The organism is uncultured Thermanaerothrix sp. (assembly GCF_938028735.1).
GTDB lineage: Bacteria > Chloroflexota > Anaerolineae > Anaerolineales > Anaerolineaceae > Thermanaerothrix.
In genome coordinates, this window is sequence record NZ_CALIMF010000015.1 from 77,740 (window position 1) to 93,799 (window position 16,060).

The window sequence follows — 16,060 nt, forward strand, 5'->3', positions numbered from 1 at the left end:
TAACGATGGATGCTGAGATTTATCGTGAAGTCGTTAATTTGGCTGAAAAGGGAGAGGCAGGAGCCCTGTGTACTATTGTTTATGCACGGGGCTCCACACCTCGCCACGAAGGCAGTAAAATGTTGGTGTATGCCGATGGCCACTTTATCGGTACTGTTGGCGGTGGTGAACTGGAAAGCCGAGTCATAAAAGAAGCCCTGGAGGCAATTCGAGATGGACGAGCCCGCTTGCTACGGTATGATATGGTGGATCCGAAGCGAGGTGATCCTGGGGTTTGTGGCGGTCAACTGGAGGTTTACGTGGAGCCAATCCTACCCAAGCCCAAAATTGTGGTGATTGGGGGTGGGCATGTGGGCAAAGCGGTGGTCCATCTGGCAAAATGGCTTGGTTTTCGTGTTGCTGTTTGTGATGATCGCCCTGAGTTTTGTAATCCTGAATTTAACCCTGATGCCGATGAATTCTATCCGGTTCCTATGGCTGAACTGCCGCAGCACCTGCGCATTCACTCACAAACCTATCTCATTCTTACCACACGAGGTAGCGCTGTTGACGTGGAAGGCTTGCCTTCTCTCTTAGAAACCCCAGCGGCGTATATTGGGGTGATAGGTTCAAAGCGACGTTGGGCCGTTACCCGTAAAACGTTACTGGAGCGCGGCGTTTCGGAGGAGGCGCTTAAGCGCGTGGTTTCGCCGATTGGGTTGGAGATCAATGCCGAGACTCCCGAAGAAATCGCTGTGAGCATCATGGCCGAAATCATTATGCTGCGGAATGGTGGTAATGGACGGCGGATGGCAGAAAATTAATTCAAAGGAGGAATTCCTATGTGGCGACAGTATGTTAGTGCGGCTTCGTTGGAAGATGTATTGCGGGTTTTGGCTGAAAAACGTGAAAAAGCGCGGGTAGTGGCTGGGGCAACCGATCTGATTTTGGAGATTGAGCGAGGGGTTCGAAAAGGCATTGAAACCCTGGTTGATGTAACCCGTATTCCTAACCTGGATCAAATTATACTGGATGAGGACGGAAATCTTCACCTGGGACCGCTGGTGACTCATAACCACTGTGTGGCTTCCAAGTTGATTCGGGAGTATGCGTTGCCCCTAGCCCAGGCTACCTGGGAAGTGGGCTCGCCGCAGATTCGCAACCGCGGTACGATTGCCGGTAACCTGATCACTGCTTCGCCGGCTAATGATACCATTACCCCACTTATGGCGCTGGGGGCTAAAGTGCGTTTGCGCTCGCTTCGAGGGGAGCGTGTGGTGGCCTTGCGGGATTTCTACACTGGTGTGAGGCGCACTGTACTTGAGCCGGACGAAATGCTGGTGGATATTATATTCCCCGCCTTGAAACCTAATCAACGTGGTGTTTTCCTGAAATACGCACTGCGTCGAGCGCAAGCCATCTCGGTGGTTAACGCGGCCATGGTGCTAACCCTTGAGGCGGGGCAAGTGAAGCAGGCGGCGATCACGTTAGGGGCGGTTGCTCCTACTATCATCCACGCTCATGAGGCTGAATCTTACTTGGTAGGACGGTCTTTAGACGTCGAGACGATCCAATACGCGGCTGAGTTGGCCATGCAGGCTGCGCGTCCCATCTCAGATATCCGTGGATCTGCCGAGTATCGGCGTTACATGGTGGGCGTTTTGGTGCGGCGGGGCTTGGCGGCCATTGCTCAGGGGCGCGAACATGGCAATTTGCCTGCTTCACCGGTGTTGCTGTGGGGTAGTGCGGTACCCAATAGCCGCACTTTGCAAGAGACTGTTGTTCACGCGCCGGATTCTCCAATTCGGACCACCATCAACGGAAAAGTTTATGAATTCACGACAGGACAAAATAAAACCCTTCTGCGCCTGCTGCGAGAAGAAGCAGGCCTGATTGGCACGAAAGAGGGGTGCGCAGAGGGTGAATGCGGCGCTTGCACTGTGTTTCTGGATGGTGTGGCCGTGATGAGTTGTATGGTCCCAGCAGTGCGGGCACATCTCGCTGAGATTCGCACCATTGAGGGGATTGCAACCGATGACCGATTGCACCCTGTTCAGCAGGCCTTTGTGGAGGAAGGCGCTGTACAATGTGGCTACTGCACCCCAGGATTCATTATGTCAGCGGTCAAATTGCTTGAGGAAAAGCCGCGTCCCTCGGTTGAGGACATTCAGTATGCTATCACTGGTAATTTGTGCCGGTGCACTGGGTATTACAAGATCATTCAGGCCATTGAGCGCGCAGCGGAGCAACAAGCAGAGGGGATTTGATGGGTAAGTATACCGACTACAAACGTCAACCGTCGTTGAATGAGCGTGAAGCCAATTCGAAACTGCACCCCATTTGGCAAGGCGTAGGCTTTGGGCTGATGATTCTTACGCCGGTGCTGGGTTACTTCGGTGCGCTGGTACTCCTGGATGAAAATGCGCGTCAGGGTTGGGTAGCGATCCCTGCCGATTTACTGGCGCCAGGGGCCGATCCTCTTTTATATGTGAAGATCATTTTGACGATTGCATTGATGCTGATCATCTTCACGTTATTTCAGCTGATCACTTACGTACTTTACCGTCTGTTTGGCCCTTCACGGTATGGACCGCTTGATATACCCCCCGTTGCTTATCCGAAACGTAGTAAGAAGCGGCGGTAACAAGTTTAGGAGAATGCACTATGAGCACCTACATTGGACAATCGGTGACCCGACTGGACGCGGTGGCCAAGGTTAAGGGCGAGGCACTTTATCCGGGCGATTTCAATTTTCCCAATCAAGCATACATGAAAATTCTGTTTGCCAATCGCCCTCATGCGCGCATTAAGGCAATTGATGTGTCAGAGGCCCTAAGGATTGAGGGGGTGTTAGCCGTATTTACGGCTGCGGATGTGCCCGTAAACGAATATGGTTTGATTATTCCTGATCAACCTGTTCTATGTGGGCCTGGTTCAAGCAAGCCTTTTGCCGACCGAGTGCGCTTTGTTGGAGATCAGGTAGCATTGGTGGTGGCAGAAAGTGAGGTTGTTGCTGAGAAAGCCCTACATGCTATTCGCGTAGATTATGAGGATTTGCCAATTGTGACGGATCCGCGGGAGGCGATGCGAGAAGGTGCTCCGTTGCTTCATCCGGACAAGGGATCCAATGTGTTTTGCCGTTATCGGATCCGCAAGGGCGATGTGGAAAAAGCTTTTGCCCAAGCCGACGTGATTGTGGAGGGATATTACGAGACGCCGTTTCAAGAACACGCCTATCTACAACCCGAAGCTGGTGTCGCTTACATCGACGAAGAAGAGCGTGTGACCGTGGTGGTGGCCGGACAGTGGTCGCATGAAGACCGCGAACAGATTGCTCATGCGCTTAACCTCCCCGAAGATCAAGTGCGGGTCATTTACCCAGCGATAGGTGGCGCGTTTGGTGGGCGCGAGGATATGTCAGTGCAGATTGTACTAGCCCTAGCTGCCTGGCGGTTGCATCAGCGTGGGATCAACCGTCCGGTCAAAATTGTCTGGTCGCGTGAAGAGTCCATCATTGGTCACCATAAACGCCACCCTTACTATATCCGGGCCAAGTGGGGGGCTACCCGTGAGGGCAAAGTCATTGCAGCCGAAGTTGAGTTGATTGCAGATGGTGGCGCCTATGCTTACACTTCAACAAAAGTTTTAGGCAATGCGACCCTTCTCTGTACCGGTGCTTACAACATTCCAAACGTAAAGGTGGATTCTTACGCGGTCTACACCAATAATATTCCTACTGGTGCTTTTCGTGGTTTTGGTGGACCCCAAGCCATCTTTGCGGCTGAGTCCCAAATGAACAAATTGGCGGAAGCCCTTGGAATGGATCCGGTTGAGATTCGGATGCGTAATCTGCTGGATGAGGGTGATTTGCTTTCAGTGGGAACCCCTATCCCAAAGGGGGTGAGTATCAAGCAGGTTGTTGAGGCCTGTGCGCTTGCAGCGGGATGGGAGAAAACAGATCGAGGGTGGCAGCGGCCAGCGGGATATGTGTGGAATGTTGAGGGTGCGCCTAACCTACGTCGCAGCATTGGTTTTGCGTGTGGTTTTAAGAACGTGGGTTTTTCATTCGGCGCACCAGAAAACTGTTGGGCTATCATTGAGCTAGAAGGCAATGCTGAAATTGAGAAGGCTACGCTCTACCATGCGGGTGCAGATGTGGGGCAGGGAGCCCACACGGTTTTTGTTCAAATGGCGGCAGAGGCTCTGGGTTTGCCGCTTGATAAAGTCTCGCTGGTGGCCTCGGATACAGCCTATACGCTTAATTCAGGAAGTGCGTCTGCTTCACGTTTGACTTTCATGGCGGGTAACGCCATTCGAGGAGCGGCTCAGCTTGCTCTTGAGCAATGGCGCAACGAGGAGCGACCGGCTCGTGCAGTCTATCAATACCGTCCGCCTAAAACGACACCGTTTGACCCTGAAACAGGCAAATCAGAACCCAATTTTGCCTATGGGTACGTGGCTGAAGCGGTTGAGGTTGAAGTGGATCTTGAAACTGGGCAAATGCGCTTAATCAATGTTTGGTGTGCGGATGATGTGGGCAAAGCCGTCAATCCTCAGCAAGTACAAGGGCAGATTGAAGGCGCCGTGGTACAGGCGGCAGGCTATGCTTTACTAGAGAACTTTATCATACAAGAAGGACAGGTATTGACCAAGACCCTTTCAACATATTTGATCCCTACCGTGTTGGATATCCCAGAGAAGGTTGAGTCACTCATTGTTGAGTATCCTGATCCTATTGGACCTTGGGGAGCGCGTGGAATGGCTGAGATGCCTTACTTGCCATTAGCACCGGCTGTCTCCGCTGCCTTGCGCTACGCAACCGGGACATGGTACGATGCTTTTCCCTATACACCTGAACGTGTTTGCCAAGGATTGCAGACCAAATAGCGATCTGGAGGATGGATTTCTCCCATCCCCCAGATTCCAGATTAAGGTAAGGTTATCTGCTGATGCCGTTACGGGTTTTGGTGCGTGGTGGTGGTGATTTAGGAAGTGGCGTGGTGATGCGGTTGCACCAGGCGGGTTTTTGGGTTTTGGTCACTGAATTAGAAAAGCCCTTGGTGGTACGACGAAAGGTGGCTTTTGCGGAAGCCATTTATGCTGGCAAGACGCACGTTGAAGAGATTCGCGCGCGGCGAGTTTTCACTGCGGATGAAGCCTATAAATGTTTTATGCAGGGTGAAGTACCGGTAGTTGTGGATCCAGAAGCAAGGGCACGGATCTGGTTTAAGCCACATGTGCTTGTGGATGCGCGTTTGACCAAAAAGGGTTCGGATCTGCCTCATCCTGCTGCACCTTTGGTTATTGGAATTGGCCCCGGCTTTGTGGCCGGTCATGATTGCCACGTTGTCATCGAGTCTATGCGCGGACATACTCTAGGGCGCCTTTATTGGGAAGGGAGCACCGAGCCAGATACAGGTATTCCCGAAAGCGTAGGCGGCTATGATGCACAACGGGTGTTACGAGCGCCGGTTGAGGGTATTCTGCAAGCCTATGTCGACATCGGGGATGTAGTCAAGCAAGGTCAGCTTATTGCAAAGGTGAACGGTGGTGAGGTCTGCGCACCTTTTGATGGTGTGATTCGAGGGTTGGTGGCAAATGGTCTGCATGTTACTCAAGGGATGAAAATCGGGGATCTCGATCCGCGGAGGAATCCGAAATACTGTTATTTGGTTTCGGACAAATCTTTGGCCATCGGTGGGGCGGCTTTGGCGGCTATTCTTTCGGTGCCATCTCTGAGATCTGTGCTTTATGGTGATGATGGCTGGTCATGGATATAGGACGTGCTCTAAGGGCGACCCGTCGTTCCAAAGTGGCGCTCGTTGGATCGGGAGGTAAAACAACCGCGCTGTTTGCTCTAGCCAGGTCTCTGGAAGGCCCTGTAATTGTTACAAATAGTGCTCATTTGGGACGCCACCAAGCGTCACTGGCCGATCGTCACGTTGTTGTTAGGTCTCTTGAAGAAGTGGATACGGTTTTTTCTTCATTGGGGAAGGGGGTGACTCTGATCACTGGTATAGAGCAAGGGAACGGGCGACTGATTGGGCCTTCACCAACTTTGCTGGAACGAATTTGTTACCATGCTGAAAGATTGCACCTCCCAGTCATCATCGAAGCCGATGGATCGCGGATGCGTCCGCTTAAAGCGCCTGCAGAACACGAGCCCCCAATTCCTGAGTGGGTGGATATGGTGGTTGTGGTGTGTGGTCTTTCGGGGGTGGGTAAGCCTTTGAGCGATGTAACGGTGTTCCGCCCCGAGATTTTTGGTCAGCGAACGGGGCTAGCGATGGGGCAGCCGGTAACATCGTCTACCTTGATCAAGTATCTCTTGCACCCTCAAGGTGGCCTAAAGAATATTCCGGGTAATGCAAGGCGGATTGTTCTTTTGAATCAGTGGGATGAATGCGCTTTCGAAGACCAAACAATGCTTTTACAAAATCTGTTTTGCCTTCACCAAGCCTACGACAGCATTGTATTAGGTAACGTTATTCGCGGCGGTTTGGATGCCGTTATTGCTGTCCACGAGCCTGTTGCAGGTATCGTTTTGGCAGCAGGAGCATCCCAGCGGTTGGGGGTCCCCAAGCAATTGTTACCCTGGAAAGGGAAACCTCTTGTTCGAAAGGTAGCAGAGACGGCTTTAGAAGCGCATCTTTCCCCGGTAATTGTGGTGGTTGGTGCCTTGGTCGAGCCGATTCAGCAGGCCCTAGTTAACCTGCCGGTGCAGATTGTGGTGAACTCCAGATGGCAAGAAGGAGTTTCAACCTCAGTGATTTGTGGCCTTGAGACATTGCCCATCAACACTGGTGCCGCATTTTTTCTGTTGAGCGATCAACCCTATCTTTCTACAGACCTCATTCATGCCTTGAGAGAGAGACACGCGTACACTTTGGCGCCGATTGTGGCCCCCTTTGTTAAGGGGCAGCGCGCCAATCCAGTGTTGTTTGACCGTGTGACGTTTCCTGCGTTGTCACAGTTGCAGGGCGATGTAGGAGGCCGAGCCATTTTTGGTCAATTCCCGGTTTTGCCTTTAGAATGGGCAGACGAACGCATCTTATTGGATATTGACCAACCTGTGGATTGGGATCAAGTTCAGAAAATGGAGCGAAAAAGGTATGGGAGCGCGGGTTAAGATTGGTGCAGTGGTCTTGGCCGCCGGGCTTTCGCGGCGGATGGGGGCTCCGAAACTTTTGTTGCCTTGGGGGGAACGTACAGTCTTAGAGCAGGTGGTGGTTACGTTACGCGAAGGGGGGGTGGAAGACATTTGGGTTGTTACAGGGGGGTATCGTGAGCAAGTAGAGAATTTATTAAGAGCACTGCCCTTTCTTGTTCATTCAGTCCACAATCCTGATTTTTCACAAGGGGAGATGATTTCATCCCTGAAGATTGGGCTAAAAAACCTACCGCAAGACTTTGATGCCGCATTAATTGTTTTGGGGGATCAACCCCAAATCCAGAAAGACGTGATTTCCCGGTTACTCAATCTGTATGCCGAACGGAAGCCAATGCTGATCGTGCCAAGTTATCAAATGCGGCGTGGACATCCTTGGTTGGTAGATCGGCGGTTGTGGGACGACCTTATTGAGTTATCTGCAGGGCAAACTCTGCGAGACTTTCTTGCCCTTCACGCTAATGAAATTGACTACTTGGTGGTGGATACACCGAGTGTGATTCAGGATTTAGATACTCCGGAAGATTATGCACGTATGAAGCCATCCCAGACCCTTGGAAAGAATTAGCACTATAATAAAACCAATTTAGTCTTCGGGGTTTGTTGACTATGGGGATGGTTTCGCGCTGGTTCTTGGATTTTAATACGCTGCAATTGCAGGATTTGGGGCCGAAAGAGGGAACGCTGGATGCGATTACCCTTGAGTTTCCTCCAGGGGCCTACACCACGTTTCGCACATATCGAGGGTTTCATGTACTGCCACTGGAGCCCCATTTTCAGCGTCTAGAAAAAACACTATGTTTGCAAGGGTATTCTATACGCTTGCCTCGGAAGGCAATTCGATTGGGTGTTTACACCGCAATTAACCCTGCTAGCAACCGTGGGGATTATCGGGTGCGCTTGTTAGTACCTGTGGCTGAGAATGGGTTAGGATGTTATATTTTCGTTGAATCATTGGTTGTTCCAGCGGATTGGCTTTACAAAGAAGGCGCCTGGGCGGTCACTCGCTTTCTAACCCGTGAGCAGCCAGAAGCTAAATCCAGTCAATTTATTTACCAGACGGTTGCGCTGCGCGAACAAGACTTAAAACGGCATCCCAGGATTAATGAGATCTTAATGATCAACGCATATGGAGAAATATTGGAGGGTTTATCGAGCAATTTCTTTGCTGTAAAGAAGGCTCAAATCCTTACAGCAGGTGAAGGTGTACTGCCAGGTGTGACGCGTTCAATGGTCATTGACATTGCTCGGCGCGCAGGGTTTCCGATACTCTTTTGCCCCCTAAAGATCAATGACATTGGGACGATTGACGAGGCATTCATCACTAGTAGTAGCCGGGGGGTGTTGCCCATAGTGCGTATAGATGAAAACGCCATTGGAAATGGCTATCCGGGACTAATAACACAAGCAATTGCATCTTTATACAATTTGTATATTGATCGGTCGCTTGAACCAATTTACTTAATGGAATGATTCAAGATCTGAGGCTGATTCATCTAAATTGGTGTCGTTATTATTAAGAGCGGGGGCATCACCGCGATCCATGGCGGCAAGAAGTGCCCGTGCTTCAGGGGCTTGCTCTGCAGGCACAAGTACCCGGACTTCACCCAAGGGCCCAACTGTCAACCCGTAGACCGCGCCTGCACTCTCTTGATAAAGCAACACATTGAAGCCTGCGGCTTCCAGAAATCCGCGGATGATGTCGGCGTGGAGGCGGCCGTTTGCGCGGTATACCTCTTCATAAGGAGTGGATTCCGATGGGCTCATGATTTACCTTCCTGAGCGATTGTGTGGATCAGTGCCAGTATGGTATCTAGCCGTTGTTTGGCGTTCTGCAAAAGGCGATAGAATCGCATGTCCTCAGGGGCCAATGAAGCTCTGAGCTCTTCCATAGCCTCTTCAAGGTCTTTCCAATGAGGATAATTTTCGGCCTGAGGGTTGCCTTGAAGGGCTTCAATGCTATGCTGTGTCACAAAAGCAGCATAGGCCTGAAACTGCTCATAGGCTCGGATACATAATGGGCAGTGGGACGGCTCATCCAGGTGAGCCGTTTTCTGGTGAATGATCTCCTTGCGCAGTTGAGAAAGAGGGGATTCGATCACAAGGTTCTCCATGGGTTTAACTCGGGCGTTGGGCGACTAGGCTTGCTACAGCCTTCAAACCTGAGTGCCCTTGCGTGATACCTTCATTATAGTAAATAATTTTCCAGTGTTTGAACGTTTCATAAAGCTCGCCCTCTTTGAGTAAATGGGCAGGAGCAATTTGTCCGGGAAAAAGTTTGTCCATACCTTCGGTCAGAGTTTCAATGAACAACCACCCGCCTGGTTTAAGGTGGGTATAGAACTGTGGGAAAAGTGAGCGTTCCAGATAGTAAAAGTTGAGAATCACATCAAATTCCATGGGGGGAAGGGGATGCTCAGTGAGGTCGGCCAAAATCAAACAAAGAGACGGGCAGCGCCGGTGGACGAATTGTAGGGCTGTCCAGGAAATATCTATAGCCACGACTGTCAGACCCCGTTGTGCCAAAAAGATGGCGTTAGCACCCAAGCCAGTTGCCAGATCTAATGCCCAACCCGAGGATGGAAGCAGGTCAGCAAAGGTTACCAGCAAATCTCGAGGACGATCCAGATCAGGAGCTTGAATAAGGGTGCGGTAACGAATATTCCAGCGCTCTGCATCCTCACGTGGCATGTGACCTCCGGGCAAATTGGGTGAGTAATTTGAGACGGCGGCGTGATAGGGCACCAAAACGTTGCTTTTCTTTGGGGGAAGGGCTGGTATCCAGGATGGCAATCGCGCGGTCTAGCCAGACTAATGCTGTGCTATAATCGCGTTGCTCGCGTTCATAGTATTGTGAAAGTTCTAGGCAAGCCTCTATGGAATTCAGACCGGCTGCTTTATCCCAGCATTGCAGAGCTTCAGAGGTCCACCCATGACGTATATAGATGCGCCCAATCAGTAACCACAGGGGGGCGGCTTTGGGATCATCGGAATACCGTGGAGTTTGAATTAATTCGTGTAGAAATCGAATGAGTCGCTCGTGCCTGTGGCGTTCCATTTCGCGTATCAGTGCATATGCCTCATCTGCTGAGAAAAGATCCCAATCTGGCTGTTGAAATAAGGATTCGATAAACACAAAAAGACCTGCGAGGGATACAATGTCCATTTTATTGTGGTAAAAGACCCCTGGGAGAAGGTCGTTTTTACCCTGGAACAGGTAATTCTGGTAAATTTCGGGCACCATCCAAGAGGGAATTTCATCCTGACCCCGAATGAAGCCCAGGACTTCGTTCTCTAGAAAGGCTAAGCGTCGTGATGGATAACGTTTGTGCCAGAGCCGCCTAGCAAAGTGTAGTATATCCACATGCGTTTTTTTGAGGATCTCTGATCGGAGACCATTGATAAGGAAGCGGTGGTGGAGTACTGGTAGGTCAAATGCCTGCCCATTGAATGTGACCAGAACCGGGAAGCGGTTGATCCAGTTATCCAGATAGGCTAGAAAGGAGATCTCCTCAGTGGGGTCATTAAGGAACACCTGGTGGGAATGATACCCTTCAGGAGTCCAGTGACCCAAGCCAACCAGGAAAACTAGGTTACCTGAGCCGGGGCTGAGACTGGAGGTTTCTACATCAAGAAAGAGCAAGCCCTCGTGGTCTGTCTCTAAGCCGCCGTTGAAAAGGCCGGGGTAAACCTGTTCCTCTGGGGGCATTTCAAGAGATCTATTCCCGTGCTGGAAATTGGCTGGGTAAACGTGATCCAGTATAAAGATAGAGCGTGAATGGTCGGGCCAGAACCTACCCTCTGGAAGTACTTCCTCAATGCTTCTTTTTGAAGGAGAGGGTAGGTGCACCCGAGGGCTCTTGGCGGACAAACCGCGACGTACTCCAAGGGTTTCCAGGCGCTTGATCAATTCATTGTCCATGGCGCTTCTTATTGGGCTTCTAATAGGACCTGTAGAATGGCTCGGGCTTCAGCTTTGCCGCCACTGCCCTGCTCGGGAGCAGGGCCAACGCAAGCTGGACAGCCGTTCTTACATGGGCAGCGAGTCACTACTTCATAGGCAGTTTGTAGCCAGGGAACAAAATTTTCAAAGAATTGGGGAGCATATCCTAATCCACCTTGGAAGGTATCGTAGAACACGATTGTAGGTTGACGTTGACTTAGCGTAGAGTGGGATTCGACAAATGATCCCAAATCGCTGAGATCGCAGAGGATAAAGAGGGGCGCGAGGTGGTGTAGGAGGTGTCGCAGGGCTGCTAGGCCACTGCGAATCCAGACAGCCCTCTCCAGACGACGATGACAGCGTGGGCAAAGGGTCACGAGGTTTTCAAGACGGTTGGCTTCCTCGGGGGTTGAAAAACGGCGAAATGGGATACGGTGGTGAACATGAAAGGGTTTCCCGTTTTCCTTTGCACCGCATTGTTGGCAGGTATAATGATCCCGTGCACGAGCGCGTTGGCGTTGTTGTTCCCAATTAGGACCGTAGTCGTTAGGGGAATTCGTCCATAGTCCTTGGCTAGCCAAATGTTTCACTGTATGTGAATTTAGGCTTATCCAGTACCCTGTTGTTTGAAGCGTCAGAGGGGGTAAATTAAGAGGGACTTGCTCCAGTATTGTGTGGTTGGCCCACTGACGCTTCTGGTAGCCCTTTACCTGGGTTGAAAGGCTGAGTTCACCACACGCATGGAGACCCCACTTAAAGTTCTGCCATTTCCATGCTTGGTGAGCAGTAATTTCGGTCTCAAGAAGCGGTTCAGTGTAATAGGCACTTAGGGTTGGAGTAAGCAGGGCTTGCCCTGCGTCCAGATTAAAATCTTCCACGCGGTATGTCTCTCCCCGGTGCAGGTAGATCGCACCTGGATGCACCATCCAGTAAGCGCTTTCATAATCTATCTCGCCTAGGAGAGCAGTTTGCCGGTGATCTTGTGAGATTAACCGGATGGTGGGGTAAGCACTGCCTCGTAAGGAGATCTCACGATGGGGTTGGGTACTGCGCATCCAGATAAAACGGTTAGTGGTTGCAAACAAATGGCCGTGTTGAGATAAAGCCTCAAGGTAGGGGGCGATTGCATCCCATTCAAGTGAACCAAAGGCTTCACCCTCATGGAAAGGTTTCTCGTAGGTAGCGCATTGGAGGTGATGGTACAGGATGACGGGATTATTAGGATTCAGGATGGCTTTCTCAGGGGGACGCTCAAGCACCTCTTCAGGGTGGTAAACAAAGTATTGATCAAGGGGGTTGTCTGAAGCGATCAGGACTCCCAGAGCGGCTTGTCCCTTCCGCCCGGCTCGACCGAAGCGCTGATGAAGGGCGGTGACTGATCCAGGGTACCCGATTTGGAGGACGGCTTCGACACTTCCGATGTCCACTCCAAGCTCTAGGGCACTGGTGGTTACCACCAAGCGGTTGGATTGCTCGCGCAATCCTTGTTCAATCCAACGCCGATCTTGAGGTAAATAGCCGCTGCGATAAGCTTCAATGCCTTGGGCTGTGGGCAAGCTTTCTCGCAGGGAGCGCAAAGCGAGCTCCACGCCGCGCCGCGAGTTAAGGAAAATCAAAGATTGGTGGTTGTCTTGAAAAAGCTCGTTGGCCAACGCCATTCCTTCGGCAGCAGCGTCGCGGCGTGAACCTACGGATTCATCCTCGAGGGGTGGATTGTAGAAAACCAGATATCGTTTGGGCTTGGGGGCTGTATCCTGGTGGATAAGGGTAATCGGAGCCTCGATCAATGCTTGTGCCAATTCTTGGGGGTTGCCAATGGTGCCTGAAGTCAACAAGAAGATTGGCTTGGAGCCGTATAACGCGGCAATTCGCTTGAGGCGGCGAATGAGATTTACCACATGCGAGCCGAATGCGCCTCGATATATGTGAGCCTCATCGAGAATGATAAACCTAAGATGAGAGAAGACCTCTTGCCAGTAAGGGTGATAAGGCAGCATTCCATAATGAAGCATATCCGGGTTAGTGAGGATTAGACGCCCAAATTGCCGGGTTCTTTTACGTTGATATGGAGCAGTATCACCGTCATAGGTCACAATTTGTTTCCCTAGAGCACAGTGTTCTCGGGAAGGACTGGGTAGAACATCTATTAGAGACTGTAGGAACTGGTATTGGTCTTGGGCCAGGGCTTTGGTTGGAAAGAGATATAAAGCAGTAGTTGAGGGGTTTTCCAGCCAGGCCTGCAAGACAGGAAGGTGATAACAAAGTGATTTGCCACTACCTACTCCTGCGTTGACCATGGTGTGGAAACCTGCGCGGGCGTTCTGCCAGGCCATAAGCTGATGAAGATAAAGTTGTTCAATTCCCAGCGCATTCAGTGCCCGGCCCAAGGCGGGGCTTATCTCTGGTGGCAGTGGCAAGGTTTGCCCTGGTCGAGCGGGCAAGATGACCTGATAGAAAGAAGCACCGGAAATAACGGCGCGGCGTCGCCATTCTGCTAGAAGGGACTGCAAGTCAGATTCTTGCACAAACTTTCTCCCGAAAATAACCCTTGGCCTAAAGTTGCCCGGACTTCGCTTTCAGATTATACTCTTTACATCCCATGTTGGAAGTTTGAAAAACCCTATGCTTAGGAGCCAGGAATGACTGTAAGGAATCGCTATCGTTGGTTTGTCTTGGCAGTCTTTTTTGCGTTCATGCTCTTGCATCAGGCAGATAAACTTCTCATTGGTCCATTAACCACACCCATCATGGAATATTTCGGTATTAATGAGGCCCAAATGGGTGTCGTTTTTTCAGGGGCTTTGCTGGTGGGTGGGATCTTCTATCCCTTGTGGGGCTATTTATACGACCGATATGCACGTTCGAAGTTACTGGCTTTGGCCTCTTTAATATGGGGAGCAACGACCTGGCTGAGTGCGTTAGCCAGAACCTTTCCGGTCTTTGTGGTCACCCGTGCCTCGACTGGGATTGACGATGCCAGTTATCCTGGGCTTTACAGCCTGATCTCTGATTACTTTCCCCCTAAGATCCGGGGAAAGATTTACGGCGTTTTGCAAATTACGGCCCCTTTGGGCTATATTACTGGTACAGTATTGGCGCTTACATTGGTTGCGCGTTGGCATTGGCAAGGCGTTTTCTACTTTACGGGCTCTTTGGGGATTTTGCTAGCCATCGTTATATTTTTGGGAGTCAAAGAGATGCCACGTGGGGGAGCCGAACCGGAGTTTGAGGGATTGGAGCAGATCAGCGCGTACCGATTTGATTGGAAAACTGCCCTGGGGCTGTTTAAGAAGCGCAGTTTATTATTTCTTTTTGCACAGGGATTTTTTGGAGTCTTCCCCTGGCAGGTCATTACTTTCTGGTTTTTCCGGTACTTAGAGACAGAGAGGGGGTTTTCGTCCAACGAGGTGCTGATTACAATGGTAGCCGCTGTGCTCTTCCTGGCGGCGGGTTATCCTATAGGAGGGGCATTAGGGGATTTCTTATTCAAGCGAACATCACGGGGGCGGCTGATCGTTAGTGCATTTGGAGTTATTACTGGGGCGTTGTTGCTTTGGTTTACGATCAATGTGCCTTTGGAGCAGAAGACGTTCTTCACGGGCATGCTCTGTCTAACCGCAATTTTCATCCCCTTTGCTTCACCCAACGTGCTTTCAACCGTTTATGATGTTACATTGCCTGAAGTGCGCAGCACAGCGAACTCAGTGCAGAACTTGATCGAGCAGGGAGGCTCGGCGGTGGCACCGGCAATTGCCGGGCTGATTGCGGTCAATGGATCTTTACGAGAGGCAATTCTCATCATTTGTATCGGAGCATGGTTGTTGTGCTTCTTTTTCTTCTTGTTTGCCATTTACTTCCTACCCAGGGATATTCATGCCTTGCGCGCTGAGCTGAAAGAGCGGGCTGAGCAGGAACGCGCTCGCCAGACTTTGCAGACGGCGACCCTCCCAACTCCGGAGTACAGAGCATGAGCGGGTTTTCGTTGGCAGTAACATTGGTCGCTGTGTTGCTTTTGGGTTATGGGATGGGTGTGGTGGTCAATTACTTTGCTGATGTCCTCCCGCAGACTCGGCGCCTCAGTCCGGTGCGTTGCTTGCACTGCCAAAACCCTTACCCCTTGCTTCAGTATATTTTGTTGCGTCCCTGTTTAGAGTGTGGAACGCGGCGTTCGCTTCGGGCTCGCGTCGTCCAGGGAATTCTCCCCCTCCTGACCTTGGCTTTGTGGGTGTGGCCACCTCCTGGTCGAGTTCCCATTTCTGTGGCGTGGGGGTTGTTGCTTTTCTTTAGTGTGGTGTTTGTTATTGATTGGGAGTATCGGGTGGTGTTGTATCAGGTTAGTGGCGTTGGGGCGCTTCTAGGAGCAGGAATTGGTGCATGGCTTAACGGTTGGCAAACCACTTTTTTAGGAGGCGGGCTTGGGTTTGGGATCATGCTCGCTTTATACTACCTGGGTGAACTTTTTGTGCGCTGGGCGGCGCACAGGCGCGGACTTGAGACGGATGAAGTGGCGCTGGGTTTTGGGGACGTGACTCTAAGCGGGGTGCTGGGATTGATGTTAGGGTGGCCTCGTATAGGCATTGGTTTGCTCTTTGCCATCCTGCTAGGAGGCATTGTGAGCGGTCTCTATCTCGTAGGGTTATTGGTGAGCAAGCGCTATCAGCCTTTTGCTGCGCTACCTTACACACCCTTTCTACTTGTGGCTGCTGCGATTTTGATGTACCTGGCGTAGGCGAGCAGTACCAATTTGCAAGGCAATCTATCCATATTGAGTTAAGCAAGGTTCTCTTCCGCTAGCACGTCAATCCGTCCAGCAGCGTTAGGTCTTGCCGCAAGATGCGGTGATACAGACGATACCTCCTAATGGCGCGCGCCGTCTATAGACCGCTCTAACAGCGCCTTGCCGCCTGGGGGCTTCTTTGCCTTATAAAAGTATCTGGCTGGTAAAGGAGAAACCGGGCCAATCTTGGCTG

Annotated in this window: 15 protein-coding genes; 10 read left to right on the forward strand and 5 right to left on the reverse strand. The window is 51.2% G+C overall.

The features are described from left to right. Nucleotides 1-5 precede the first annotated feature (5 nt). The 8 genes from Q0721_RS09520 (at nucleotide 6) to Q0721_RS09555 (ending at nucleotide 8,620) form a co-directional block, all read left to right on the forward strand. Complete coding sequence (locus Q0721_RS09520) at nucleotides 6-803, forward strand: XdhC family protein (RefSeq protein WP_299028851.1); 798 nt, start codon at nucleotides 6-8, stop codon at nucleotides 801-803. 18 nt (nucleotides 804-821) lie between these two features. Continuing rightward, a complete protein-coding gene (locus Q0721_RS09525) occupies nucleotides 822-2,246 on the forward strand; it encodes an FAD binding domain-containing protein (RefSeq protein WP_299028854.1) in 1,425 nt (474 codons plus the stop codon). Beyond that, nucleotides 2,246-2,623, forward strand: coding sequence for a hypothetical protein (locus Q0721_RS09530; RefSeq protein WP_299028858.1), 378 nt, complete (start codon nucleotides 2,246-2,248; stop codon nucleotides 2,621-2,623). The genes Q0721_RS09525 and Q0721_RS09530 overlap by 1 nt, the downstream gene beginning before the upstream one ends. Before the next feature lie 20 nt (nucleotides 2,624-2,643). Beyond that, nucleotides 2,644-4,866 carry a xanthine dehydrogenase family protein molybdopterin-binding subunit gene (locus Q0721_RS09535; protein ID WP_299028861.1) on the forward strand — a complete coding sequence of 741 codons (2,223 nt, stop codon included), beginning with the start codon at nucleotides 2,644-2,646 and terminating at the stop codon, nucleotides 4,864-4,866. Between the two features lie 62 nt (nucleotides 4,867-4,928). After that, complete coding sequence (gene yqeB, locus Q0721_RS09540; RefSeq protein ID WP_299028864.1) at nucleotides 4,929-5,759, forward strand: selenium-dependent molybdenum cofactor biosynthesis protein YqeB; 831 nt, start codon at nucleotides 4,929-4,931, stop codon at nucleotides 5,757-5,759. Then, on the forward strand, nucleotides 5,750-7,108 hold the full coding sequence (gene yqeC, locus Q0721_RS09545) for a selenium cofactor biosynthesis protein YqeC (RefSeq protein WP_299028867.1): 1,359 nt from the start codon (nucleotides 5,750-5,752) through the stop codon (nucleotides 7,106-7,108). Before yqeB ends, yqeC begins: the two co-directional genes overlap by 10 nt. Then, nucleotides 7,092-7,715, forward strand: a complete 624-nt coding sequence (locus tag Q0721_RS09550) for a nucleotidyltransferase family protein (protein ID WP_299028870.1) — start codon at nucleotides 7,092-7,094, stop codon at nucleotides 7,713-7,715. The genes yqeC and Q0721_RS09550 overlap by 17 nt, the downstream gene beginning before the upstream one ends. A 41-nt stretch (nucleotides 7,716-7,756) precedes the next feature. After that, nucleotides 7,757-8,620, forward strand: coding sequence for an aminotransferase class IV (locus Q0721_RS09555; protein WP_299028873.1), 864 nt, complete (start codon nucleotides 7,757-7,759; stop codon nucleotides 8,618-8,620). Here Q0721_RS09555 and Q0721_RS09560 read toward each other — a convergent pair. The 5 genes from Q0721_RS09560 to Q0721_RS09580 are packed head-to-tail and all read right to left on the reverse strand — an operon-like array spanning nucleotide 8,609 to nucleotide 13,615. Then, nucleotides 8,609-8,914, reverse strand: a complete 306-nt coding sequence (locus Q0721_RS09560) for a DUF2007 domain-containing protein (protein ID WP_299028876.1) — start codon at nucleotides 8,912-8,914, stop codon at nucleotides 8,609-8,611. The genes Q0721_RS09555 and Q0721_RS09560 overlap by 12 nt on opposite strands. Then, nucleotides 8,911-9,249, reverse strand: a complete 339-nt coding sequence (locus Q0721_RS09565) for a hypothetical protein (protein ID WP_299028877.1) — start codon at nucleotides 9,247-9,249, stop codon at nucleotides 8,911-8,913. Before Q0721_RS09565 ends, Q0721_RS09560 begins: the two co-directional genes overlap by 4 nt. A 16-nt stretch (nucleotides 9,250-9,265) precedes the next feature. After that, a complete protein-coding gene (locus Q0721_RS09570) occupies nucleotides 9,266-9,838 on the reverse strand; it encodes a class I SAM-dependent methyltransferase (protein ID WP_299028879.1) in 573 nt (190 codons plus the stop codon). Further along, on the reverse strand, nucleotides 9,828-11,069 hold the full coding sequence (locus Q0721_RS09575; protein ID WP_299028881.1) for a ribonuclease H-like domain-containing protein: 1,242 nt from the start codon (nucleotides 11,067-11,069) through the stop codon (nucleotides 9,828-9,830). Before Q0721_RS09575 ends, Q0721_RS09570 begins: the two co-directional genes overlap by 11 nt. Before the next feature lie 8 nt (nucleotides 11,070-11,077). Continuing rightward, nucleotides 11,078-13,615 carry a DEAD/DEAH box helicase gene (locus Q0721_RS09580; RefSeq protein WP_299028883.1) on the reverse strand — a complete coding sequence of 846 codons (2,538 nt, stop codon included), beginning with the start codon at nucleotides 13,613-13,615 and terminating at the stop codon, nucleotides 11,078-11,080. 114 nt (nucleotides 13,616-13,729) lie between these two features. On the opposite strand from Q0721_RS09580, the gene Q0721_RS09585 reads away from it, so the two are divergent. Both Q0721_RS09585 and Q0721_RS09590 read left to right on the forward strand, forming a co-directional pair. Next, entirely contained in the window at nucleotides 13,730-15,061 is a 1,332-nt protein-coding gene (locus Q0721_RS09585) for an MFS transporter (RefSeq protein ID WP_299028885.1), read from the forward strand. Then, nucleotides 15,058-15,819 carry a prepilin peptidase gene (locus Q0721_RS09590; RefSeq protein WP_299028887.1) on the forward strand — a complete coding sequence of 254 codons (762 nt, stop codon included), beginning with the start codon at nucleotides 15,058-15,060 and terminating at the stop codon, nucleotides 15,817-15,819. Before Q0721_RS09585 ends, Q0721_RS09590 begins: the two co-directional genes overlap by 4 nt. The last annotated feature ends 241 nt before the right edge of the window (nucleotides 15,820-16,060 follow it).